Raw genomic sequence first — 23,052 nt, forward strand, 5'->3', positions numbered from 1 at the left:
CTTCTGAAAATCAGATACCCGATACTGATCGTTCCCACGCTCCGCGTGGGAATGCCGCCCTGGACGCTCTGCGTCCGCCCTTGAAATCGTGACGCGGAGCGTCACAGGATGCATTCCCACGCAGAGCGTGGGAACGAGCGGAGAAACCAATGTCCCTGACCCTGCGCCAAATCCGCTACTTCGTCGCCACCGCCGAAATCGGCCAGATCTCCCAGGCGGCGATTCACCTGAACATCTCCCAATCGGCGGTGACCACCGCGATCAAGGAGCTGGAAGCGATGCTCGGCGCGCAGCTATTCGTGCGCTCGGCCCAGGGCATGAGCCTGACCGACGCCGGGCGGCATTTCCTCAACCGGGCGTATGTGATTGTGCGCAGCGTCGACGATGCCCTGAACAGCCCGCTGCCGGACTACCGCGCCAGCGGCGTATTGCGGGTGGCCGCCAGCTACACCGTGCTCGGTTACTTCCTGCCGCACCACTTGCAGCGCATGGAACACTGGCACCCGGACGTGACCATCGAGGTCTTCGAACAGGAACGCCAGGCCATCGAACACGGCCTGCTCAACGGCCAGTTCGACATGGCTGTGGTGCTCACCGCCAACCTTACCCACGCGGATATCGTCTCGGAAATCCTCTTCAACTCCGAACGCCGCCTGTGGCTGCCCAGCCATCACCCGTTGTGCGAACGCCCCGCCGTGAGCCTCGCCGATGTGGCCAGGGAGCCGTACATTTTCCTCACCGTCGACGAAGCCGAACAAAGCGCCATGCGCTACTGGGAACAGGCCGGGCAAACCCCCACGGTGCGGCTGCGCACCAGTTCGGTGGAGGCAGTGCGCAGCATGGTCGCCAACGGCAGCGGCGTGGCGATCTTGTCAGACCTGGTGCATCGCCCGTGGTCACTGGAAGGCAAACGCATCGAAACCGTGAGCGTCACCGACAAGGTCACGCCCATGAGCGTCGGCCTGGCCTGGCACCGCGAGCGCGATTTCACGCCGGCGATGCAGGCGTTTCGGGATTACTTCCATGATGCATTCCTGGCGCCGCAGCAGTTGTCTGCCCGGCGTTGAAAGCAGCCTGCAAGGTGGCGGCCAGCCAATCCATGAACACCCGCACCCGCAGCGGCAAATGCCGTTGGCCGGCGTACAGCAGGGACACGTCCAGTGCCGGCGCCGGATAGTCCGGCAGCACCGCCACCAACTCGCCGCTGGCCAGTTGATCGTGAATGCCCAGGGCGGGCACCTGGGTCAGGCCAAAGCCACCGATGCACGCCGCCCGGTAAGCGTCGGTGCTGTTGACCGTGACGCGCCCGGCCATGGGAATCCGCTGCACCTTGTTGCCTTGTACGTATTCAAACCCTGGGGAACGTGAGCCCAGCGGGCGTACGTAATGCACCAGTTGATGGTGAGCCAAATCAGCGAGCGTCCTGGGTACGCCGTAACGCTTCAGGTACGCAGCACTGGCGCAGTTGATCATCGGCATGCTGCACAACAAGCGGGCTACCACCGACTGGTCCGGCTGCGCACCGACGCGCAAGACGCAGTCGAAACCTTCCGCCAGCAAATCAACCTGGCGGTCGGTGCTGCTGATTTCCAGCTCGATCAGCGGGTGCAGGTCCATGAACTCGGGCAGGCGCGGCAGGATCAATTCCCGGGCCATGACATTGGGCATGTCCACCCGAATGCGCCCCGCCAGCTGCGCTTCATCCTGGCGAAACAAGCCTTCCAGCTCTTCCATGTGCGACAGCAAATCCTTGCTGCGCTCATACAGCACGCGCCCGTCCTGGGTCGCCTGGACCTTGCGCGTGGTGCGCTGCAACAGGCGCGCGCCCAGCAACTCTTCCAGCGCCTGCACATGCTCGGAAACCGTGGAGCGCGGCAAGCCCAGGCTCTCGCCCGCCTGGGTGAAACTCGACAGTTCGGTGACGCGCACGAAGGTACGCAGCAACTCTAGTTTGTTCATGGGATTGTTCGCCTTATCCGGCCAGTGATTCCGGCATAGCTCTGTTTATCACGTTATGGCCGGACAAATACACTCAGTCCCACGAACCATCACACGCCCCGAGGACTTCACCATGACCCGTAAAATCGCACTCATCACCGGCGCCAGCCGCGGCCTGGGCAAAAGCGCTGCGCTGCACCTGGCGGCACAAGGCGTCGACATTATCGGTACCTACAACAGCGCAGCGGACGAAGCCCAGGCCGTGGTCGCCCAAGTCGAAGCGCTTGGCGGCAAGGCGGCCATGCTGCAACTGGACGTCAGCCAGAGTTCCACCTTCGAGGCGTTCACCGCCCAGGTCGGCTCGGTATTGAAGGACGTGTTCGGCCAGGCGCACTTCAACTTCCTGATCAACAACGCCGGGATCGGCGCCCACGCCAGCTTCGCCGACACCACCGAAGCGCAGTTCGACCAACTGGTGGCGATCCACTTCAAGGGCCCGTTTTTCCTGACCCAGAAACTGCTGCCGCTGATCAGTGACGGTGGCCGCATCATCAATATCTCCAGCGGCCTGGCGCGCTTCAGCCTGCCGGGTTATTCGGCCTACGCCTCGATGAAAGGCGCGGTGGAAGTGCTGACCCGCTACCAGGCCAAGGAACTGGGTGCCCGTGGCATCACCGTCAACACCCTGGCCCCCGGCGCGATTGCCACCGACTTCAGCGGCGGCGTGGTGCGCGACAATCCGGACGTGAACGCGATGGTCGCCAACAACACCGCCCTCGGTCGCGCAGGCTTGCCGGATGATATCGGCGGGGCGATTTCCACCCTGCTGGCCGACGGCAGCAACTGGATCACCGGGCAACGGGTCGAGGCCTCGGGCGGGATGTTTCTGTAACGCGCTCGGATTCTCCGCTAGCATCAATGCTTTCGGATACCTGACAGGCAATCACCCATGAGTTTTGATCCTGGACTGGCCGGCGGCATGGGCGTACTGGCCGCCGTGGTCGACAGCGGCAGTTTCGCCCGCGCCGCCGACAGCCTGGAGATGACGCCTTCGGGGGTCAGCCGGGCTATTTCGCGGCTGGAAAAACGCCTGGGAATCCGCCTGTTCGACCGCACTACCCGCTCGGTGCAATTGACCGACGAAGGTCGGCGTTTCTACCAGGAAATCGCCCCGCTGCTGGCCGGCCTGGAAGAAGCCGCCAGCTCGGCGGCCGACAGCGCCCTGACGGTGCGCGGGCGGTTGCGGGTGAACATCGACCCGTACTTTTCGCGGCTGGTGCTGGGGCCGGTGCTGGGTGAATTCATGAGTCAGTACCCGCAGTTGCAGTTGGACCTGCACACGCGGGATCAACTCGGGGACCTGGTGGCGGATGGCTTTGATTTGGCCATCCGTTTTGGCATTCCGCAATCGTCCTCGTTGATCGCCCGCAAGCTGATGGAAGTGCGGGTGCTGACGTTGGCCTCGCCAGCTTATCTCGAGCGGCATGGTCGCCCTTCACACCCCAAGGACCTGGAAGACGGCCAGCACGTGTGCATCGACTTTCGCGACTCCCAGACCGGCCGGCCGTTTGGCTGGGAATTCCACCGGCCGGGCGAGCAGGTCAACATCGCCACCAGCGGGCGGCTGGTGGTCAACGATGCCGGGACCTTGTACAGCGTGTGCGAACACGGCCATGCAGTGGCGCAAATGCTCGACCTTGGGCTGGCACCGGCGCTGAAATCCGGCGCGTTGATCGAGTTGTTTCCCGACTGGCCCGACGAGCGCTTCCCGTTGTATGCCTTCTACCCGTCGCGGCATTTGCCGGCGGCCAAGGTGCGGGCATTCCTCGATTTTGTGGCCGCCCTACAACCCCTGTAGGAGCTGGCTTGCCGGCGATGACGTATCCAAAATCGCCATCGCCGGCAAGCCGGACTCCTACGCGGTGCGCATCCGTTTCTGCATAATCCGCTCCCGCGCGGCGTCATACGCCCAGTGATACACATAGGTGTACGGCAGGAAAAACAACAACACGCCAATGTCGAGGATAAACGCCTGCATCAGGCTGATGTTCAGCCACCAGGCAATCAACGGCACACAGATCGCCACCAGGCCGCCTTCAAACATCAACGCATGCACCACGCGGGTCCACACCCCGCCGGACAGTTGCAGGCGCGCCTTGAGACGGTCGAACAGGCCGTTGAAAATCACGTTCCAGGCCAGTGCCATAAGGCTGATGGCCAAGGTCACGACGCCCATCTCCAGGGCCGGTTTATCCATGATCCACGCCAGCAGCGGTGTACAGATCAACAAGGCCAATCCTTCAAAACCAATGGCCTGCCAAACGCGTTCAGTAATCGACTTGGTGGGTGTCATGACCCGTTCTCCGTGAGTGACGATGGTTGCCATCATTACCCTTTGACTCGATACTTCATAACCAGTAACCATCGATCAAGGCGATAGTCATGGCATCCCACGAAGTGCTTCAGGCGTTTGTGCAGGCGGCGACCCACGGTTCGTTTTCAGCGGCGGCGCGCAAGTTGGGCAAGAGCCAGTCCACCGTCAGCGCGGCGGTGGCCAGCCTGGAGATTGACCTGGATGTGGTGCTGTTTGATCGCAGCAGCCGCAAGCCGACGCTGACCCCGGCCGGGCATGTGCTGCTGCAACGCGCCGAGCAGGTGTTGGAAGCCAGCAGCCGCCTGGAGTTGGCGGCCAGTCAGTTATCCCAGGGGTTGGAGCCGAAGCTGAGTATCGCGATGTCCGATACGTACCAGTCGGACCGTTTCGAAACCGCCCTCAGCGCCTTCGAGCAGCGCTACCCGGACCTGGAGCTGGAATGCCTGATCGCCGAATGCGAGGACTTGATCGCCCTGGTGCAAAGTGGCCGGGCGCAGATTGCGTTTATCGAGATGCAGGAGGTTTACCCGCCGGACCTCACCAGCACCACCGTGGAAGAGCGCACGGAAATCGCGCTGTTTGTCTCACCCAGACATCCGCTGGCGAACCTTGCGGACATCGACCAGCACACCCTGGAACAACACCGCGAACTGCGCCTGGCGAGCATCATCAACCCGAATGAAACCCGCGGCCTGGGCCGAGTGTGGTCAGCGCCCAGTTACCTGATGCTGATGGAAATGGCGCAGCTGGGTTTTGGCTGGGCACCGCTGCCGCGCTGGCTGGTGGAGCGGTTTGGCGGCGACCACCTGTGTGAAATCAAGGCCCGGGGCTGGCCGCGCTCGGTGGCGGTGGACGCGTTGTGGTCACGCCAGCATCCGCCCGGCCCGGCCGGCAGTTGGCTGCTGGGCAAGATGCTGGAATAACGGCGGAACACACTATTCGCAACAATGAAGATCAAATGTGGGAGCTGGCTTGCCTGCGATAGCGGTGTGTCAGTTACCACCGCTATCGCAGGCAAGCCAGCTCCTACATTGAATTTGCGGTGAATTCAAAGGCGCCGTCAGGCGGCTTCAATCTGCGGCGGGCGGTTGTTCTGGAAATACTCATGCAAGGCCCGCAACGCCGGCAACTCCAGGGCCTGGGCGGCAAAGCACAAGCCCACCCGGCGCGTGGGTGCCGGCAGGTGCCAGGGGCGAATCACCACTCCGGCCCGTTCCGCCGCCAGCGACTGCGGCAACATCGCCACGCCGACACCGGCCGCCACCATGTGCAATGCCTGGGTCAACGAACCGGCATGCCCGGCCACCGCCTGGGGCGAGCGGCCGTACAAGGCCATCAGCCGTTGGTGGGAATCATGCTGCGGGCAGGTGATCCAGTCTTCGATCGGCGCCCAGGCCTGCTCCTTGCCGCCCGCCGCCATCGGGTGCGCAATCGGCAGTGCCATCACGTAGGACTCTTCCCAAAGCGGCAGGAATAATTCGTCCTCGCAGCACATTTCCTCTACCGCCAGGCGCCCCTCTCCTTCGCAGCCTTCCTGCAAGGTCAGCAGCAAACCCGGCAGGCCCTGGTGCGCCATGCGCAGGAAGGTTTCGATCTGGCTGTCGGCAATATCGCCTTCCACCCCCAGCTCCAGGGCGATGCGGTTTTCGCGCCCGCGAAACAAGCGGCTCAACGCATCGGCCTCGGCCACCATGCGCCGGGCTTGCGGGTACAGCACCCGCGCCTCGTCACTGACCTCGACCCCACGAGGCTGGCGCAGAAACAGCGCCACGCCCAGTTCTTCTTCCAGTTGCTTGATAGTCACCGACAACGTCGGCTGGCTGATGAACAGGCGCTGGGCGGCGGCGGTGATATTGCGTTCCTCGAATACCGCGAGAAACGCCTTGAGATGACGCACATCCATAGTTAATACCGATGACAGACAGAGGAATAAGGCATTTTTCAGCCAACCGAGGGCTAAATATACTGCGCGCCACGTTCAGTTATTTGTTTTTCTTATTTCAGGAGTTCCACCATGAACAAGCCATTGATCATCATCACCGGCGCCAGTTCGGGCATTGGCGAAGCCACCGCGCGCTTGCTGTCGGCCGCCGGCCACCCGCTGTTGCTGCTGGCCCGCCGCATCGACCGGCTGAATGCGCTGGAGTTGCCGAACACCTTGTGTCGCGTTGTCGACATCACCGACCGCGCTGCGCTGGTGGCGGCGGTGAAGGAAGCTGAAGCGCAATTCGGCCCGGCCGACGCGCTGATCAACAATGCCGGCGTGATGCTGCTGGGCGCGGTCAGCGAACAGGACCCGGCGCAGTGGGAGCAGATGCTCGACGTCAACGTGAAAGGCTTGCTGAACGGCATTCATGCAGTGGCCGGCAGCATGGTCGAGCGCAAGGGTGGCACCATCATCAACGTCAGCTCGGTGGCCGGGCGCAAGACCTTCCCCAACCACGTCGTCTATGTAGGCACCAAGTTCGCCGTGCATGGAATTTCGGAAAACCTGCGGGAAGAAATGTCGCCGCACAATGTGCGTGTGATCACCATTGCGCCGGGCGCGGTGGAAACCGAACTGCTGAGCCACACCACCGACGAAGCCATCAAGACCGGCTACCAGGCGTGGAAACAGGACATGGGCGGCACCGTGCTGAGCGCCGATGATGTGGCTTCGGCGATTGCCTATGCCTACCAGCAGCCGCAGCATGTGTGCATTCGCGAGATCGTGTTGGCGGCGACGCGTCAGCAGCCGTAACTCATTCATCAAGACAACATCGAACAAATGTGGGAGCGGGCTTGCTCGCGAATGCGGTGGATCAGTCACTGAAATGTTGACTGACACACCGCATTCGCGAGCAAGCCCGCTCCCACATTTGGATCTCCGGCACCTGCACTATTTGAGTTCGGCCAGACGCCGCTCGATAAAGCGCTTTTCGGGCACTTGCTGGGTCAATGCCAGCGCCCGTTCAAACGCTCGCCGCGCGTCCTCCACTCGCCCCAATCGCCGACAAAACTCGCCACGCGCCGAGTACGCCAGGTGATAGTCCACCAACTCCCCCCGCGCCAGAATGCCGTCCACCAATTGCAAACCGGCCTGCGCTCCATCGCGCATCGCAACGGCCACCGCGCGATTCAGCTCGATCACCGGCGATGGCATCGCTCCAAGCAACACGTCATACAGCCCGACGATCTGCGGCCAATCAGTCTCATCGGCGCTCACGGCTTCAGCGTGTACCGCCGCAATCGCTGCCTGCAGGCTGTAGGGCCCGAAGCGGCGTGTGGTCAGGGATTTCTCCACCAGGGCGCATCCTTCAGCAATCAACGACGCATCCCACAGCGAACGCTCCTGCTCATCCAGCAGCACCAATTCGCCGCCCGCCGAGGTGCGTGCCGGGCGCCGGGACTCGTGGAGCAACATCAGCGCCAGCAAGCCCATCACTTCCGGTTCCGGCAACAACTCCATCAGCAAACGGCCCAGGCGAATCGCTTCGCGGGTCAGGTCTTCACGGGTCAGGTCGGCGCCCATGGACGCCGAATAGCCTTCGTTGAACACCAGGTAAATCACCCGCAGCACACTGTCCAGGCGCTCGGGCAACTCCGCCAGGGATGGCACCTGATAGGGGATCTTCGCTTCGCGGATCTTGCCCTTGGCCCGCACGATGCGCTGGGCGATGCTAGTGGGCGTGGCGAGAAACGCCCGGGCGATTTCCTCGGTGGTGAGGTCGCAGATCTCACGCAAGGTCAGCGCCGCCTGGGCATCCGCCGCCAGCGCCGGGTGGCAGCAGGTGAAGATCAGGCGCAAGCGGTCGTCTTCCACGTCTTCAACGCTCCAGTCTGCCGCTTCCAGCGCATCGGCTTGCGCCTGCAACAACGGGGTAAAACGCGCCTGGCGACGTAAACGGTCGATGGCCTTGAAGCGCCCGGTCGAGACCAGCCAGGCCCGGGGGTTATCCGGCACACCATCCTGCCCCCAGCGCTCGACTGCGACGAAGAACGCCTCGTGCAAGGCTTCTTCAGCCAGGTCGAAATCGCCAAGCAAGCGAATCAGGGTCGCCAGGATGCGCCGCGATTCGCTGCGATAAACCGCTTCAACCCGGGCCTGCACCGTCAATCGCGCAGGCCTTCGGTCACCAGCGTCACCAGCCGGTCGAGGCTCTGTCCCCAGCCCTCGTGAAAGCCCATGGCTTCGTGGGCCTGCTTGGTTTCGGCGCTCCAGTGCATGGCGCGGGCGGTATAGAGGGTTTTGCCGTCGACGTCTTCAAAGGTAACTTCTGCGGTCATGAATGGCTGGCCCGAAGGGATCCAGCCGGGGGTGAAGGCGTCGGTAAACACCAGCCGACTGGGGGCGGTAATCTCCAGGAATACGCCCTGGGTTGGGTATTCGCTGCCGTCCGGCGCGCGCATCAGCGTGCGAAATTGCCCACCCACCCAAAGGTCCATTTCGCACTCGGGAGTGGTCATGCCGTGTGGGCCCCACCACTGCTGCAACAAGGCCGGCTCGGTCCAGGCGCGAAACACGCGGCTGCGAGGGGCATCAATCAAGCGACTGATGGACAGTTCAAATTCGGCGGGTTTGGGTTGAATGCTCATGGGAAACCTCCTGGGTTTTATTGTTGTGATCAGAGATTCAATTCACGCACGGGGCGCACTTCCACACTGCCGACCCGGGCGGCCGGTATGCCGCCGGCCACCTGGATCGCTTCATTCAGGTCCTTGGCTTCGATCAGATAAAACCCGGCGAGCTGCTCCTTGGTTTCGGCAAACGGCCCGTCGGTGATCGACAACTTGCCATTGCGCATGCGCACGGTGGTGGCGGTGCTCACCGACTCCAGCGGTTCGGCGGCGAGCATGCGCCCGCTGGCCTGCACGGACTGGCCATAGGCGAAACATTCCGGGTCCTTGGGGCTGTCGGGCGAATCGTGCAGCACCTGTTCGTTGCTATAGATCAGGCAGAGGTATTTCATGGGATTCTCCGTTTTCGGACAACTGACTATAGTTCGCGGCGCTCAAGGTTTCAGGTCGAACAGACCGGCGCCGGTTTCCATGTCGAACGGTGCCGACCAATGTTCATGCACCACTTTCCACTCGCCGCCAACGCGCTGGTAGCCGGCGCTGACGCGCATCCAGCAGGTCTTGAGTACGCCGTCGGGCCCGGTGCCGCCACAGTGCGCGAGCCAGTGGGCAAAGGCGCTGTTATCGCCGGCGACGATACGCATCTCATGGAAGTCAAAGACCCCAGGGCCCGGGCAGAACTCCATGCACGCCTTCCAGTGCGCCTGATAGGCGGCCTTGCCCTTGAACTGCAGGGCGCTAACGGCGTCGAACGCGACGATATCGTCTGCGTAAAAGCTGACTATTTTCTCGACATCCTTGGCGGTGACCGCCTGTTTCCATTGTTCGATCAAGCTGCTGATTGCGGTGCTCATGGCGATACTCCTTGCGGGAAAAATCACGGAAGACACCCTTAGTCGACTGAGCCCCGGGCCAATCGACAGTCCCGCAAAAAATAATTGCGACTACCGCAAACCCGCTAGAATCCGCGCTTCTATGTAGGATTTCGGATGCTACGCCGATGGAAACCCGCCTCGTCGCCTATCAGACGTTGACTGCCCTGCAACAACAGCAACTCAACGCCCTGGAAGTGCATCCCGAACAACTGGGTTTTTCCGGCGATATCTACTGTGCGCTGAACACCCTGCTGGTCAATCCGAATCCCGGCGTGGCAGGCTTTGCGTTACTCGCCGACGACATTCCCGTGGCCTTCCTGCTGCTCAAACGCCCACCCTGCCTGCCCCATTGGGCGGATGAACACAGCGCCACGCTGCATGCGTTGCAAGTCGATCGCCATCAGCAAGGCCTGGGGTTTGGCAAAGCCTGCCTGCAAGCCCTCCCCGCCGCCGCGCGCCTGGTTTGGCCGCAGATCAAGGCACTGGAGCTGTCGGTGGACACGGACAATGTGGCGGCGATGGGGCTGTATTTGCAGCAGGGCTGGGTGGACAGCGGGGAGGCGTATAAGGGGCGGATTGGGTATGAGCGCCGGTTGGCGTGGGTGTTTTAAACAATAAGGAGCTGGTGAAGATGCTAACAACCCTGGAACAACTCGAATCCCTCTACGGCCTGCCCCACGAACGGGCCGTGCGCAAGGAAATCCCGTTTCTCAACGAGGATTACCAGGCCATGGTCCGCGCGTCACCCTTGGTGGTGGTGAGTTCATCCGGCCCGGACGGCATCGACGGTTCGCCCCGTGGCGACGTGCCAGGTTTTGTACGAATTATCGACGAGCGCACGTTGGCGATTCCGGATCGGCCGGGGAATAACCGCCTCGACACCCTGCGCAATCTGGTGGTGGACCCGCGTATAGCGTTGCTGTTCATCATCCCGGGCATTGGCGAGACGTTGCGGGTCAATGGCCGGGCGCAGATTTCCATCGAGCCTGAGTTGCTGGAGAGCTTTGCAGTAAATGGCAAAGCGGCCCGTTCGGTGATTCTGGTGCAGGTAGAGGCGGCGTATTTCCATTGCTCCAAAGCCTTTGTGCGCTCCGATTGCTGGAACCCGGAAAAGCACTTGGATCGCTCGGCGCTGCCCTCCGCCGGGGCGTTTCACAAGCGCTTGAATGATGGGGCGTTCGACGCCGAAGCCTATGACCGCGAGATGCCGGAGCGGGTCAAGGCCACGCTGTATTGAGAGGCCATTGCAGGAGCGAACGTGCTCGCTCCTGCCAGTGGCGCGGTCAGGCGGATTCGGCGTTGATGGGGATCCAGATTTCCACGGAGCCCGTGCCTTTACCCACATCGAAATCGGCGCTGTAGCGCTCAAAATCAGCCCCGACCACCTTGTACCCGGAGGCCGGCAGCCATTCGAACATGATGCGTTCATAGGTCTGCGCCAGCGCCTGCACCGGGCCAAAATGCGGGAACACGGCATAGCGATGGGCCGGGATTTCAATCGACTGGAAGTTGCTCGGTACATCGCCCTTGGCCGGTACTTCAACGCCGGCCAGGTAGTCAAATTCATCGTGTTTGGCGTTGTGGCACACGCCATAGGTCACGCCGCCGACGCGTTTCTTGATCTCTTTGAAGCAGCTGTCGAACAGCTCCCACAACTTGGGAATATCGCCAATCGTGGCCTTTGAATAACGCCCTTGCACACCCGCGATCACCAGGGCCTTGCCCTCTTCCATGCGCGGCTGTAACGGCAGTTTTGTCTGTTGATCCATCTGAACAGTCTCCTTCTTATGAGGGAACAAACCCGCGTCGAGTATAGGGGCATATCCCCGTTGCACTCCAAGCAGAAATTTTTCCTGCAGCATCTGGACAATTGGCCATCACCGACCGTATTGTCTGCCCCGCAGGCCACCGCAGTGGCCGACGTCGCTCGGACGGTTCCGGGCGCTTACGTATTTCGAGGCAACAATGGCCGAACCCCGTTCGCCGCGCCGCTTTGCGCGCATAGATCGACTCCCCCCTTACGTGTTCAATATCACTGCCGAGTTGAAGATGGCTGCGCGTCGGCGCGGCGAAGACATCATCGACTTGAGCATGGGTAACCCGGACGGCGCCACTCCACCGCACATCGTGGAAAAAATGGTCACCGTCGCCCAACGCGAAGACACCCACGGTTACTCCACTTCCAAAGGCATTCCGCGGCTGCGCCGGGCGATTTCGCGCTGGTACAAAGACCGCTACGAAGTGGACATCGACCCGGAAACCGAAGCCATCGTGACCATCGGTTCCAAGGAAGGCCTGGCGCATTTGATGCTGGCCACCCTGGACCAGGGCGACACGGTGCTGGTGCCCAACCCCAGCTACCCGATTCACATCTACGGTGCCGTGATTGCCGGCGCCCAGGTGCGTTCGGTGCCGCTGATTCCGGGGGTGGACTTCTTCGCTGAACTGGAACGTGCGATTCGTGGCTCGATCCCCAAGCCGAAGATGATGATCCTCGGCTTCCCGTCCAACCCCACCGCACAGTGCGTGGAGCTGGACTTCTTCGAACGGGTGATCGCCCTGGCCAAGCAGTACGACGTGCTGGTGGTGCATGACCTGGCCTACGCCGACATCGTCTACGACGGCTGGAAAGCTCCGTCGATCATGCAAGTGCCGGGCGCCAAGGACATCGCGGTGGAGTTTTTCACCCTGTCCAAGAGCTACAACATGGCCGGCTGGCGCATTGGTTTCATGGTGGGCAACCCGGAACTGGTCAACGCCCTGGCGCGGATCAAGAGCTACCACGACTACGGCACCTTCACCCCGCTGCAAGTCGCAGCGATTGCGGCGCTGGAAGGCGATCAGCAGTGCGTGAAAGACATTGCCGAGCAGTACCGCCAGCGCCGTAACGTGCTGGTGAAAGGCCTGCATGAGCTGGGCTGGATGGTCGAGAACCCGAAGGCGTCGATGTACGTCTGGGCGAAGATCCCCGAGGCGTATGCCGCGATGGGTTCGCTGGAGTTTGCCAAGAAGCTGCTGCTTGAGGCGAAGGTGTGTGTGTCGCCGGGGATTGGCTTTGGTGAGTATGGCGACGACCACGTGCGCTTTGCACTGATCGAAAACCAGGACCGGATTCGCCAGGCGGTGCGGGGCATCCGGGCGATGTTCCGGGCGGATGGGCTGGTCAAGAAAGCTGACGCCTGACCCGATCCAACGGCAGGAATGATCGTTCCCACGCTCTGCGTGGGAATGCCGCCTTGGACGCTCTGCGTCCGCTTGTTACGCGGAGCGTCACAGGATGCGTTCCCACGCGGAGCGTGGGAACGATCACTTACCGCCTAGACCACCAGCGACAGCAACATGATAAAGCCCAACGCCACCACCGACAGGATGGTCTCCATCGCCGTCCAGGTCTTGAACGTCTCGGCCACGGTCATATTGAAGTACTGCTTCACCAGCCAGAACCCCGCATCGTTGACGTGAGACAGCACCAGCGAGCCCGCCCCCGTCGCCAATACCAGCAACTCGCGGTTCACCCCCGGAATCATCCCTACCACCGGCACTACAATGCCGGCACCGGTAATGGTCGCCACCGTCGCAGAACCGGTAGCCACACGAATCACCGCCGCCACCAGCCAGGCCAGCAGGATCGGGTTGATCTGCGCGGTCACCGCCATATGGCCGATCACATCACCTACGCCGCTGGTCACCAGCATCTGCTTGAAACCACCACCGGCACCGATGATCAGGATGATCGCAGCCGTCGGCGCCAGGCTGGCGTCGAGCAGCTTGAGGATTTGCTTGGAGCCGATGCCCTGGCGATGACCAAAGGTGTACAACGACAACAGCAAGGCCAGCAGCAAGGCGGTGATCGGGTGACCGATCATGTCCATCCAGTTGCGGATCACGTGGCCGTCCGGCAGGGCGACGTCGGCGAAGGTTTTCAGCAGCATCAGGAACACCGGCAGCAGCACGGTGATCAGGGTGATGCTGAAGCTCGGCAGGGTCTTGGATTCCGGTTGCTCACTGGCCAGTTGGTCTACCAGTTCCTGGGACGGGTTGCCCGGAATGTACTTGGCGATAAACGAACCGTAGAGCGGGCCGGCGATGATCGCCGTAGGCAGCGCGACGATCAGGCCGTAGAGAATGGTCTTGCCGATGTCGGCACCGAACACGCCGATCGCCAGCAGCGGGCCCGGGTGCGGTGGCACCAGGCCGTGCACCGCCGACAGGCCGGCCAGCAGCGGAATGCCGATCTTGATCAGCGACACACCGGTACGGCGCGCAACGATAAACACCAGCGGGATCAGCAACACAAAACCGATCTCGAAGAACAACGGAATGCCCACCAGGAACGCGGCGAACATCATTGCCCACTGCACCTTCTCCTTGCCGAAGGCCCGCACCAGGGTTTGCGCGATCTGATCGGCACCGCCGGAATCGGCCATCATCTTGCCGAGCATCGTACCCAGCGCGAGGATAATCCCGACAAAGCCGAGCACCCCGCCGAAGCCGTCCTGGAAGGCCTTGATGATCTTGTCCACGGGCATGCCCGAGGTCAGGCCGAGAAAGCCTGCGGCGATGATCAGCGCAATGAACGGGTGGACTTTGAACCGGGTGATCAACACGATCAGGCCGATGATGGTCACCACTGCATCGAGCAGCAGATAGGTATCGTGGGACAAGCCAAACATGGGGGTCTCTCCTGTTTGTTGTTGTTATTAAAGCCGGTAAAAAATTCAGTGCAGGCGGACAGCGCTATCTTGTCCGGCAAAAAATTATTTGTTTGGTTCAAAGCCGTGTTCGAGCCACCAGGCATTGGTTTGCTCGGCCAGTTCCTCGACGCTGTCTACGCTGGCGTTGAGGGCCAGGGTCAACGGCTCGCCCACCGGCGATTCAAGAGTGGCGAACTGGCTGTCTATAAGGCTGGCCGGCATGAAATGGCCGGGGCGATGGGATACACGGTCGGCGGCGACTTCGCGGGTCAGCTCCAGAAACACAAACCCCAGGCCCGGCGCGGCTTCGCGCAGGTGGTCGCGGTATTTCTTCTTCAGGGCCGAACAGGTGAGCACCGGATGCTCGCCGGCCTTGAGCGAGCGGCGCAGCTCATCGCACAGGATGTCGAGCCAGCCGGCGCGGTCTTCGTCGTTAAGGGGATGGCCGGCGCTCATCTTTTCGATGTTCGCGGCGGGGTGAAAGCTGTCGCCTTCGATGGCAGTGGCGCCGTTCAGCAGGCACAGGGCCTCGCTGACGCTGGACTTGCCACAGCCGGAAACACCCATGATCACGAGGGCAGTAACAGGTTGACTCATGAAACACCTCAAGACGCAGATAGCGCTACCTTTGCACGCAGTAAGGCTAGTGCAAAAACAGGCTTTTCCCGCGCCGTCTTGTCATTTTTATGGAGTGACGCGTGCATCTGCTCCAAAGGTTTGAACGGGAACAGGCATCCCGACGTTCAAGAATTTGCAGGGTCTTGGAGACAGCGCTACCTTAGTGCCTCGATTTTTGTTTGGCAAGCCGCCTGATGACTCCCAAGAACGATAAAAATACCCGCACCACGGGCCGCCCTACCCTCAATGAAGTGGCCCGCCTGGCTGGCGTGAGCCCGATTACCGCCTCCCGGGCCTTGCGCGGCATCAGCACCGTGGCCACCGAACTGGTGGAAAAAGTGCAAAAAGCCGCCGCCGAACTGAGCTACGTGGTCAACCCGGCCGCCCGTGCCCTGGCATCTGCCCAGAGCCAGTCGGTGGTGGTGTTGGTGCCGTCACTGTCCAACCTGCTGTTTATCGAAACCCTGGAAGCCATCCACCAGGTGCTGCGGCCCAAGGGCTTTGAAGTGCTGATCGGCAACACCCACTATTCCCGTGACGAAGAAGAAGACCTGCTGCGCAACTACATGGCCTACCAGCCACGGGGTTTGCTGCTGACCGGGTTTGACCGTACGGAAAGTGCCCGGCGCATGGTGGAATCGAGCAATGTGCCGTGTGTGTACATGATGGACCTGGACCCGGGCGCCGGACTGAACTGCGTAGGATTTTCGCAATTGAACGCCGGGGAAACAGCGGCGGCGCATTTGATCTCACGGGGGCGCAAGCGGTTGGCCTACATTGGCGCGCAATTGGACCAGCGGACTTTGCTGCGCGGCGAAGGCTTTCGCCGGGCGTTGCAACAGGCGGGGTTGTATGACCCTGCGCTGGAAGTGTTGACGCCAAGGCCATCGTCGCTGGGCCTGGGTGGTGAGCTGTTCCTGCAGTTGCTGGCCAGCCATCCGGATGTGGACGCGATCTTCTTTGGCAACGACGACCTGGCTCAAGGTGCGCTGCTGGAAGCGCTGCGCCATGGCATCAAGGTGCCGGAGCAGATCTCGGTGCTGGGCTTCAACGACCTGCCGTCTTCCTCGTTCATGGTGCCGCGTTTGAGCAGCATCAGTACGCCGCGCGAAGCCATTGGCCGGCGGGCGGCAGAGCATTTGTTGACGGTGATGGCGGGCAACAAGATCGCCCGGCCGGTGGTGGACATGGGGTTTGAGTTGAAGGTGCGCGAGAGTACCTAGGCGGTAGCTGTAGGAAGTGGCTGGTGTTGATGGCAGCGCCTTGCTCCGTTACCTACAGGTACGTCAGAATCCGCCGGCTTGTGTGCCTGGGTGGGGCTCTCTAAGGTTGCCCGGTCGCTGAATTTCTCAGTGATCGGGTTTAGTAGCCCGAGCAACCCCTCACAAATGTGCATGAGCTTCATCTATCGGACTTACCTGTCTGTGCTTGATGGTGGCTGTGCGCAGGGCGCCCTCGTGGCGCGCCGGGTTTTGTGAGGGTCTACCGGTCTACTAACCTGCGTGCAGCCGCCACCCTTTCGTTTAGTAGCGATCAGGTGGTGGCCCAGTTAGAGAACTCACCTATGTTCAAAGCAACCCCAAATCCTCCCGCGTTATTCACCGTCAGCCCCGACGCCAGCAGCGAAAGCCTGATCGCCAACAGCTACGAGACGTTTTCCTCGGTCAGCACGTTATTGCTCGACCTGTCTGATGAACTCACCGGCAAAGACCGCGACACCGCATTGGCGATTCACCAGTTGAGTGAGTTGGGCGTATTGCTGATGGGCAAGCTGATGGACCAGGAATCACCACTGATCTAACAGACCGCACGCGGTCAAACTGTGGGAGCGGGCTTGCTCGCGAATGCGGTGTGTCAGCCGAGCTTTCCATCACTGATACACCGCATTCGCGAGCAAGCCCGCTCCCACATTTTTGATCCTGCCCACTTAACAACCTCGCCGTGCCTTCTGGCCCCTGCTAAATTGCCCCCTGCCTTCTCACCCTCGTCAGGAAAGCACCATGGGCCATTCGCTGAAAATCCTCGGTCGCACTTCTTCCATCAACGTGCGAAAAGTCCTGTGGACCTGCCAGGAACTGGATATCCCCTACGACCGCGAAGACTGGGGCATCGGCTTCGCCTCCACCCAGTCCCCCGAATTCCTGGCCCTGAACCCCAACGCCCAAGTCCCGGTGATCATCGACGACAACGGCGTGCTGTGGGAATCCAACACCATCTGCCGCTACCTCGTGAGCCTGCACCAACGCCACGACCTGTTGCCCACCGAGCCGGTCGCCCGTGCGAGGGTCGAGCAATGGATGGACTGGCAAGCCACCGAACTCAACCCGTCGTGGGGCTACGCCTTCCACGCTCTGGTACGCAAGAACCCGGACTACCAGGACCCGCAACGCATCAAAGCCGGGGTAAAAAGCTGGAACGACAAGATGGGCCTGCTTGAAGAGCAACTGATCAAAACCGGCGCCTACGTCGCCGGTAACGACTTCACACTCGCCGACATCCTCATCGGCCTGTCGGTGCACCGCTGGTGGATGACGCCCATGGAGCATCCGTCCTACCCGGCGGTCAGCGCCTACTACGAAACCCTCAGCCAACGCCCCGGCTTCAAAACCTTCGCCCTCGACGGCCACAACTAAAAACAAGGACTACCCAATGAACGGACTCAACGTACTGCTCACCGGCGCCTGCGGCCGCATCGGCAAGACGTTTTTCGAAGCCTCGAAAGACCGCTACCGCTTCACCCTCACCGACCGCATCGAGCCGGATTTCGCCCTCGGCGAGCACCGTTTCATCCCCGCCGACCTGAGCGACAAAACCGCCCTCGCCGCTCTGCTCGACGGGATTGACGTGATCGTGCACCTGTCGGGCATCCCCCATGCCAGCGCGACCTTCGACGAGTTGTTGCCCAACAATATCCTGGCCACCACCTACCTGTTCGAAGCCGCCGTGGCCGCAGGTGTGAAGCGCCTGGTGTTCGCCAGCAGCGCCCAGACCATCGAAGGCTACCCGGTAGACCGGCAGATCACGCCGGGCATGCCTGTATTGCCCGCCAACCTGTACGGCGTGAGCAAATGCTACGGCGAAGCCCTGTGCGGTTTTTACGCGGCCAAAACCCCGCTCTCCACCATCGCCCTGCGCATCGGTGCGTTTGAATTCCCCGAAACCCACGACCTGAACAACGCCCGCGATCTCAGCGCCTGGCTCAGCCCCCGCGACGCCGTGCAACTGCTGCAACGCTCGGTGGAAACCATCGGGGTGAAACACCTGATCGCCCATGGCATTTCCAATAACCGTTTCAAACGCCTGGACCTCAGCGAAACAACCCGTGTGCTGGGTTACCAACCGGTGGATGATGCGTTCCAGGAATTCGAGATCCCGATCACTTACTGAGTCTTCTGCCCATGTCTTCACCCTCTCTTGCAGACGGTATCGACCCGATCCGCGCCGCGCACATCAGCGCGCGCATTGATCGGTTGCCCGCCGTCGCCACTGTCTGGCGCCTGGTGGCGCTGCTGTCGATTGGCGGCTTTTTCGAGCTGTATGACTTGTTCCAGACTGCCTATATCAGCCCCGGCCTGATCAGTGACGGAATTTTCCACACCGGCAGCCAGGGCGTATTCGGCTTCTCCGACCAGGCGGCCTTTGCCTCGGCGACCTTTCTCGGCCTGTTCCTCGGCGCCAGCCTGCTCAGCCCGATTGCCGACCGCTACGGGCGCCGGGCGATCTTCACCTTTGCGTTGATCTGGTACACCGTCGCCACCGTGTTGATGGGTATCCAGACCTCCGCCCTGGGCATCATCTGCATGCGCTTCCTGGTGGGCATTGGTTTGGGCATCGAGCTGGTGACCATCGACGCCTACCTCTCGGAACTGGTGCCCAAGCGCATGCGCAGCTCGGCGTTTGCCTTTGCGTTTTTCATCCAGTTCCTGTCGGTGCCGGCGGTGGCGTTGATGTCGTGGTGGCTGGTACCCCAGGCACCGTTCGGGATTTCCGGCTGGCGCTGGGTAGTGGTGAGCAGTGCGGTATTTGCGCTGTTTATCTGGCAACTGCGCAAGCGCCTGCCGGAATCGCCGCGCTGGCTCGCACAAAAAGGCCGTTTCGAGGAAGCCGGGCAGATCATGGACAGCCTCGAAGCGCGCTGCCGGAAAGACCACGGCAAGCCACTCGATGAGCCGGAACCGCAAGCCGTCAGCGTGCAGGGCCAAGGGCGCTTCGCCGATATCTGGCAACCGCCGTACCGGCGCCGGGCGTTGATGCTGATTGTGTTTCATGTGTTCCAGGCCATCGGCTTTTTTGGCTTCGGCAACTGGCTGCCGGCGCTGCTCTCGGGCCAGGGCGTGAGCGTCACTCACAGCCTGGGCTATGCCTTCATCATCACCCTCGCCTACCCGCTGGGGCCGCTGCTGTTTGTGAAGGTGGCGAACCGGTTTGAGAACAAATGGCAGATTGTCGGCTCGGCGCTCGGCGCGGTGATCTTCGGCAGTTTGTTCGCGCTGCAAACCACCGCCGTGGGCCTGGTGATCTGCGGGGTGATGATCACCTTCTGCAACGCCTGGCTGAGTTTCAGTTATCACTCCTACCAGAGCGAACTGTTCCCCACCAACATCCGCGCCCGGGCGGTGGGTTTCTGCTATTCGTTCAGCCGGTTGTCGACGGTGTTCAGCAGCCTGTTGATCGGCGTGATCCTCGAACACCTCGGCACGCCCGGCGTGTTGGCGTTTATCGCCAGCAGCATGTTGATCGTGATGATCACCATCAGTTGGTTCGGCCCGCGCACCCGCAACCTGGCGCTGGAGAACATTGCCCACTAGCGGCAAACAATGGCCGTCGGCACGCCAACGCTTGCCGACGGTAGCGGCCCAAAGCCCCGTAAACACGGGGCCATACCACTGGGCACGCTAATTGCTCCACCTGTGGCACCGCCCACATCCACAGGTGTCCTGATCATGCTGATCAACAACAACCCCCAGGCTCAGTCGACGATCCAACGCATCAAGCGCGCAGACATGGACCCGGCCAACGCCGCGGCCAGCGCGCTGTACAGCGGTGCCGCGCAAAACGTGCAACAGGGCACTACCACTGTATCGACCACACAGGCAGCGGCCGACGCCACTGCCGACAACATCAATGCCGCCTTCGCCAAGACCCGTGTGCAGTTGCAAGCCACCACCGCAACCGCCTCGACCACCGATACGGCCAAGACTGACTCCACCACGTCGGCCCGCAGTGACTTCACCGACTACATGAAAAAAAGCCCGGCTGAGCGCATCCGCGAGCAACTGCTCAAGGAACAGGGTTTGACCGAGGACGATGTGAAGAACATGCCTCAGGACAAGCAGGATGCTATTTCCAAGGAAGTTGCAGAACGCCTGAAGGAGCAGCAGGCGCAGCAGGTAGCGGCGAAGACGGCTGACCCGCAGGCGCAGAACGTGAAAGAAACCCTGGCTGCGATCTAAGCCACACCACAAACCAAATGTGGGAGCGGGCTTGCTCGCGAATGCGGTGTGTCAGTCAATCCATGTGCTGACTGACACACCGCATTCGCGAGCAAGCCCGCTCCCACACAAGCTCATTCCACATTTGATCTGCGGTGTTACTGCAATTGCAGTGTCGAGTTGAACTGACTGATCGCATCCACCACATGCCGTGACCCTTCCTGAATCTCCAGGATCACCTGCCCCGCCTCATTCGCCAGCTCCACCCCAAGCCCCGTGCGGCTCAGGCTCGACTGCATGCTCGACACCGCGCTGATCGACAGGTCGTGGTTCTTGCGCACCACATCCACAATCTCGATCGTCGCCTGGCTGGTTCGCGCCGCCAAACTGCGCACCTCATCCGCCACCACCGCAAACCCGCGCCCATGCTCGCCCGCCCGGGCCGCTTCGATCGCCGCGTTCAGCGCCAGCAGGTTGGTCTGGTCGGCGATGCCGCGGATGGTCTGGACGATGGTGCCGATGATGTCCGACTGCTTGCTCACTGCGTCGATGCTCACGGCCGCTTCGTTAAGGTCACGGGAAATTTCTTCGATGATCTGCACGGTCTGCTGCACCACTTCCGAACCCTTGCGGGCGCAGGTGTCGTTTTGCACCGAGGTGGCGTGAGCCGAGTCGGCAGCCGTGCGCAAGGTGGTGACCTGGTCGGTGATGTCACTGGCGAACTTCACCACTTTGTACAGGCGCCCGTTGGCATCGAAGATCGGGTTGTAGGAGGCTTCCAGGAACAGCGTTTGGCCGAATTTGTCTTTGCGCTCAAACCGGTGGGAGTGATATTCGCCGCGATTGAGCGAGGCCCAGAATGCCTTGTAGGCCGGCGAATCGGTCTCACCGCGATGACAAAACAGACTGTGGTGCTGGCCGACGATTTCACTGAGGGAATACTTCACCGTCTTCAGGAAGTTGTCGTTGGCATTCAGGATCTGGCCTTGCGGGGTGAATTCAATGACCGCCATGGAGCGGCCGATGGCGTCGATCAGGCTCTGGTTTTCATGCTCGCGGTGAATCCGCGCCGAGATGTCCGAGGCCACCTTGATCACGCTCTGCACCTGGTTGTCGGCACCGATTACCGGCATGTAACTGGCCTCCAGCCACACTTCCTGACCATGCTTGTTCAACCGCATGAAGGTGCCACTGAGGGGCTCGCCCCGCGCCAGGTCGCGCCAGAGCTTGGCGTAGGCGTCGGTGTGGGTGTAGGCCTCTTCGCAGAAAATCCGGTGATGCTTGCCGCGAATTTCTTCGGCGCGGTAGCCCATGGTCTTGCAGAAATTTTCATTGGCATCCAGCACGATGCCGTCGCGATCAAACTCGATCATTGCCATGGAACGGCTGATGGCGGCCAATTTGGCTTTGGCTTCGGTAAGGGCGCAGGAGAAACGTTCGATTTCCAGCAGGTCGGATTTGTGTTGGCGGTTGAACATGTCAGATCACCCTTTATTTTCCCGACGCCCACGCGGGCGCATTCCATTCACGGTTTGAATCTTGATCGAAGACCTTTATGGGGAAACCTATCCGAAACGCTTTATATGCCGAGCGTCATCAACGGTTCTGGGTGAGCATAGACAGGCGTTGGCGCTATGCAAGGCCACTAGTCAGCCAGCATTTGCAACAAAGCATTAACCACTGCTGAAGGCGGTTGGTGGCGTGATGTCACCAACGCAAACTCGCGATGCACCGGCTCCGCCAGGGGCATGATGCGCAAGCCTTGGCGCTGGGCCGGCAGGGTCATCTCGGGCACCAGCGTCACACCCACGCCTTCACGCACCAGGCTGAAAGCGCTGTTCCACTCGCGCACCTCCACCCGCACCTCGCGCAGCACCAGGCCGGCTTCCTGCGCCAGGCTGCGGGCGTTGACGGTGCAGCCGCCGGTGGCAAGCACGAACGGTTGCTCCACCAACTCTTCCAGCGTGACCGTTGCCTGCGCCGGGCGCCGGGAAAACCCGTGGGCCATCGGCAGCACCGCCACCCAGTTATCGCGCCCCAGCACGGCGGCATTGCGCTCGGACGGCGGGTTGAGCACCACGCCCAGGTCGATCAGATTCGCGTCGAGCAAGGTGTTCACTTCATCGTCGGTCACTTCCAGGGCCGTGACCTCGATGCCGGGATAAAGCTGGTTGAACCGACGCAGCAGCGGCGGCAGGAACACCGCCAGCACCATGGGGAAACTCGCGATGCGAATCGTCCCACGCAGCATCGGCCGCGCTTCGTCCACGGTGGTGCGAATCGCCTGCAACGCTTCCAACATCACCCGCGCCTGCTCGATCACTTGCAGGCCCAGGGCGGTAGGCACGGTCTGACGCGCCTCACGCACAAACAACTGCGCACCGAGGTTGGCCTCCATGGCCGCCATCGCCTGGCTGGCGGCGGACTGAGTCATGCCCACTCGTTCGGAGGCCGCAGTGATGCTGCCGTTGTCCGCCACGGCCACCAGCAGGCGCCAGTGCATCAGGTTCATCATGGCAGTAGCTGTCCTTATGGCAGGATTCTGAAAGATTAATTTTACCCAA

26 protein-coding genes and 1 pseudogene are annotated in these 23,052 nt (G+C 61.5%); 14 read left to right on the forward strand and 13 right to left on the reverse strand.

Annotated features, from left to right (window positions below):
* The first annotated feature begins 149 nt into the window (after positions 1–149).
* Positions 150–1,067 carry a LysR family transcriptional regulator gene (locus HX818_RS01780; RefSeq protein ID WP_177019369.1) on the forward strand — a complete coding sequence of 306 codons (918 nt, stop codon included), beginning with the start codon at positions 150–152 and terminating at the stop codon, positions 1,065–1,067.
* Here HX818_RS01780 and HX818_RS01785 read toward each other — a convergent pair.
* Entirely contained in the window at positions 988–1,959 is a 972-nt protein-coding gene (locus HX818_RS01785) for a LysR family transcriptional regulator (protein WP_177019370.1), read from the reverse strand. The two genes, HX818_RS01780 and HX818_RS01785, sit on opposite strands and share 80 nt — an antisense overlap.
* A gap of 112 nt (positions 1,960–2,071) precedes the next feature.
* Between HX818_RS01785 and HX818_RS01790 the strand changes: the two genes are divergently transcribed.
* Positions 2,072–2,830: an SDR family NAD(P)-dependent oxidoreductase gene (locus HX818_RS01790; RefSeq protein WP_003211435.1), complete on the forward strand. Its 759-nt coding sequence runs from the start codon at positions 2,072–2,074 to the stop codon at positions 2,828–2,830.
* A gap of 57 nt (positions 2,831–2,887) precedes the next feature.
* Positions 2,888–3,796, forward strand: a complete 909-nt coding sequence (locus HX818_RS01795) for a LysR family transcriptional regulator (RefSeq protein ID WP_003211434.1) — start codon at positions 2,888–2,890, stop codon at positions 3,794–3,796.
* Positions 3,797–3,853: 57 nt separating this feature from the next.
* Here the strand turns inward: HX818_RS01795 and HX818_RS01800 are convergent, their stop codons facing one another.
* Positions 3,854–4,291 (reverse strand): multidrug/biocide efflux PACE transporter, encoded by a 438-nt coding sequence (locus HX818_RS01800; RefSeq protein ID WP_177019371.1) that lies wholly within the window; start codon positions 4,289–4,291, stop codon positions 3,854–3,856.
* Between the two features lie 89 nt (positions 4,292–4,380).
* Between HX818_RS01800 and HX818_RS01805 the strand changes: the two genes are divergently transcribed.
* Positions 4,381–5,235: a LysR family transcriptional regulator gene (locus HX818_RS01805; protein WP_102369744.1), complete on the forward strand. Its 855-nt coding sequence runs from the start codon at positions 4,381–4,383 to the stop codon at positions 5,233–5,235.
* A 137-nt stretch (positions 5,236–5,372) separates the two neighbouring features.
* Here HX818_RS01805 and HX818_RS01810 read toward each other — a convergent pair whose 3' ends face one another.
* On the reverse strand, positions 5,373–6,215 hold the full coding sequence (locus HX818_RS01810) for a LysR family transcriptional regulator (RefSeq protein ID WP_003211429.1): 843 nt from the start codon (positions 6,213–6,215) through the stop codon (positions 5,373–5,375).
* Between the two features lie 111 nt (positions 6,216–6,326).
* On the opposite strand from HX818_RS01810, the gene HX818_RS01815 reads away from it, so the two are divergent.
* The gene (locus HX818_RS01815) at positions 6,327–7,052 is read left to right on the forward strand and encodes an SDR family oxidoreductase (RefSeq protein WP_177019372.1); all 726 of its coding nucleotides are present in this window, start codon (positions 6,327–6,329) and stop codon (positions 7,050–7,052) included.
* 138 nt (positions 7,053–7,190) lie between these two features.
* On the opposite strand, the gene HX818_RS01820 is transcribed toward HX818_RS01815, so the two are convergent.
* Genes HX818_RS01820 through HX818_RS01835 form a run of 4 tightly spaced genes read right to left on the reverse strand, consistent with a single transcriptional unit; the run spans position 7,191 to position 9,723 of the window.
* Complete coding sequence (locus HX818_RS01820) at positions 7,191–8,402, reverse strand: RNA polymerase sigma factor (RefSeq protein WP_032898801.1); 1,212 nt, start codon at positions 8,400–8,402, stop codon at positions 7,191–7,193.
* 2 nt (positions 8,403–8,404) lie between these two features.
* Positions 8,405–8,887, reverse strand: coding sequence for an SRPBCC family protein (locus HX818_RS01825; protein WP_003213108.1), 483 nt, complete (start codon positions 8,885–8,887; stop codon positions 8,405–8,407).
* Between the two features lie 29 nt (positions 8,888–8,916).
* The gene (locus HX818_RS01830; protein WP_003213107.1) at positions 8,917–9,261 is read right to left on the reverse strand and encodes a YciI family protein; all 345 of its coding nucleotides are present in this window, start codon (positions 9,259–9,261) and stop codon (positions 8,917–8,919) included.
* Positions 9,262–9,303: 42 nt separating this feature from the next.
* Positions 9,304–9,723, reverse strand: coding sequence for a nuclear transport factor 2 family protein (locus tag HX818_RS01835; RefSeq protein WP_003213104.1), 420 nt, complete (start codon positions 9,721–9,723; stop codon positions 9,304–9,306).
* A 146-nt stretch (positions 9,724–9,869) separates the two neighbouring features.
* Between HX818_RS01835 and HX818_RS01840 the strand changes: the two genes are divergently transcribed.
* Together HX818_RS01840 and HX818_RS01845 are read left to right on the forward strand one after the other, a co-directional pair.
* Complete coding sequence (locus tag HX818_RS01840; RefSeq protein ID WP_177008457.1) at positions 9,870–10,355, forward strand: N-acetyltransferase; 486 nt, start codon at positions 9,870–9,872, stop codon at positions 10,353–10,355.
* A gap of 20 nt (positions 10,356–10,375) precedes the next feature.
* Complete coding sequence (locus HX818_RS01845) at positions 10,376–10,981, forward strand: pyridoxamine 5'-phosphate oxidase family protein (protein ID WP_063027754.1); 606 nt, start codon at positions 10,376–10,378, stop codon at positions 10,979–10,981.
* Between the two features lie 46 nt (positions 10,982–11,027).
* Here HX818_RS01845 and HX818_RS01850 read toward each other — a convergent pair whose 3' ends face one another.
* Positions 11,028–11,513, reverse strand: a complete 486-nt coding sequence (locus HX818_RS01850; protein WP_177019373.1) for a GyrI-like domain-containing protein — start codon at positions 11,511–11,513, stop codon at positions 11,028–11,030.
* A 196-nt stretch (positions 11,514–11,709) separates the two neighbouring features.
* Between HX818_RS01850 and alaC the strand changes: the two genes are divergently transcribed.
* Complete coding sequence (gene alaC / locus HX818_RS01855; protein WP_003213096.1) at positions 11,710–12,927, forward strand: alanine transaminase; 1,218 nt, start codon at positions 11,710–11,712, stop codon at positions 12,925–12,927.
* A gap of 134 nt (positions 12,928–13,061) precedes the next feature.
* Here the strand turns inward: alaC and HX818_RS01860 are convergent, their stop codons facing one another.
* Positions 13,062–14,417 carry a GntP family permease gene (locus HX818_RS01860; RefSeq protein ID WP_008431626.1) on the reverse strand — a complete coding sequence of 452 codons (1,356 nt, stop codon included), beginning with the start codon at positions 14,415–14,417 and terminating at the stop codon, positions 13,062–13,064.
* Between the two features lie 84 nt (positions 14,418–14,501).
* Positions 14,502–15,035 (reverse strand): gluconokinase, encoded by a 534-nt coding sequence (locus tag HX818_RS01865; RefSeq protein ID WP_008431624.1) that lies wholly within the window; start codon positions 15,033–15,035, stop codon positions 14,502–14,504.
* Positions 15,036–15,247: 212 nt separating this feature from the next.
* Here HX818_RS01865 and HX818_RS01870 point away from each other — a divergent pair, with 212 nt between their 5' ends.
* The 6 genes from HX818_RS01870 (at position 15,248) to HX818_RS01895 (ending at position 20,509) form a co-directional block, all read left to right on the forward strand.
* On the forward strand, positions 15,248–16,279 hold the full coding sequence (locus tag HX818_RS01870) for a LacI family DNA-binding transcriptional regulator (RefSeq protein WP_167665540.1): 1,032 nt from the start codon (positions 15,248–15,250) through the stop codon (positions 16,277–16,279).
* A gap of 341 nt (positions 16,280–16,620) precedes the next feature.
* Positions 16,621–16,857, forward strand: a complete 237-nt coding sequence (locus HX818_RS01875) for a DUF6124 family protein (protein WP_003213089.1) — start codon at positions 16,621–16,623, stop codon at positions 16,855–16,857.
* Positions 16,858–17,056: 199 nt separating this feature from the next.
* Positions 17,057–17,689: a glutathione S-transferase family protein gene (locus tag HX818_RS01880; RefSeq protein ID WP_177008461.1), complete on the forward strand. Its 633-nt coding sequence runs from the start codon at positions 17,057–17,059 to the stop codon at positions 17,687–17,689.
* A gap of 16 nt (positions 17,690–17,705) precedes the next feature.
* Positions 17,706–18,443: an NAD(P)-dependent oxidoreductase gene (locus HX818_RS01885; protein ID WP_177019374.1), complete on the forward strand. Its 738-nt coding sequence runs from the start codon at positions 17,706–17,708 to the stop codon at positions 18,441–18,443.
* An 11-nt stretch (positions 18,444–18,454) separates the two neighbouring features.
* Positions 18,455–19,864 (forward strand): MFS transporter, encoded by a 1,410-nt coding sequence (locus HX818_RS01890; RefSeq protein ID WP_177019375.1) that lies wholly within the window; start codon positions 18,455–18,457, stop codon positions 19,862–19,864.
* 135 nt (positions 19,865–19,999) lie between these two features.
* Entirely contained in the window at positions 20,000–20,509 is a 510-nt protein-coding gene (locus HX818_RS01895) for a hypothetical protein (RefSeq protein WP_008431614.1), read from the forward strand.
* Positions 20,510–20,646: 137 nt separating this feature from the next.
* Here HX818_RS01895 and HX818_RS31430 read toward each other — a convergent pair whose 3' ends face one another.
* The 3 genes and pseudogenes from HX818_RS31430 to HX818_RS01905 all read right to left on the reverse strand — a co-directional run bounded on the left by HX818_RS31430 (position 20,647) and on the right by HX818_RS01905 (position 23,003).
* On the reverse strand, positions 20,647–21,219 hold the full coding sequence (locus HX818_RS31430) for a methyl-accepting chemotaxis protein (RefSeq protein WP_371315685.1): 573 nt from the start codon (positions 21,217–21,219) through the stop codon (positions 20,647–20,649).
* An 18-nt stretch (positions 21,220–21,237) separates the two neighbouring features.
* Positions 21,238–21,966 (reverse strand): annotated as a pseudogene (locus tag HX818_RS31435) (PAS domain-containing protein); the annotation flags it as partial.
* Between the two features lie 167 nt (positions 21,967–22,133).
* Positions 22,134–23,003, reverse strand: coding sequence for a LysR family transcriptional regulator (locus HX818_RS01905; protein WP_177008465.1), 870 nt, complete (start codon positions 23,001–23,003; stop codon positions 22,134–22,136).
* Positions 23,004–23,052 lie beyond the last annotated feature (49 nt).

Source organism: Pseudomonas sp. F9001 (genome assembly GCF_013385435.1).
Taxonomy (GTDB): Bacteria; Pseudomonadota; Gammaproteobacteria; order Pseudomonadales; family Pseudomonadaceae; genus Aquipseudomonas.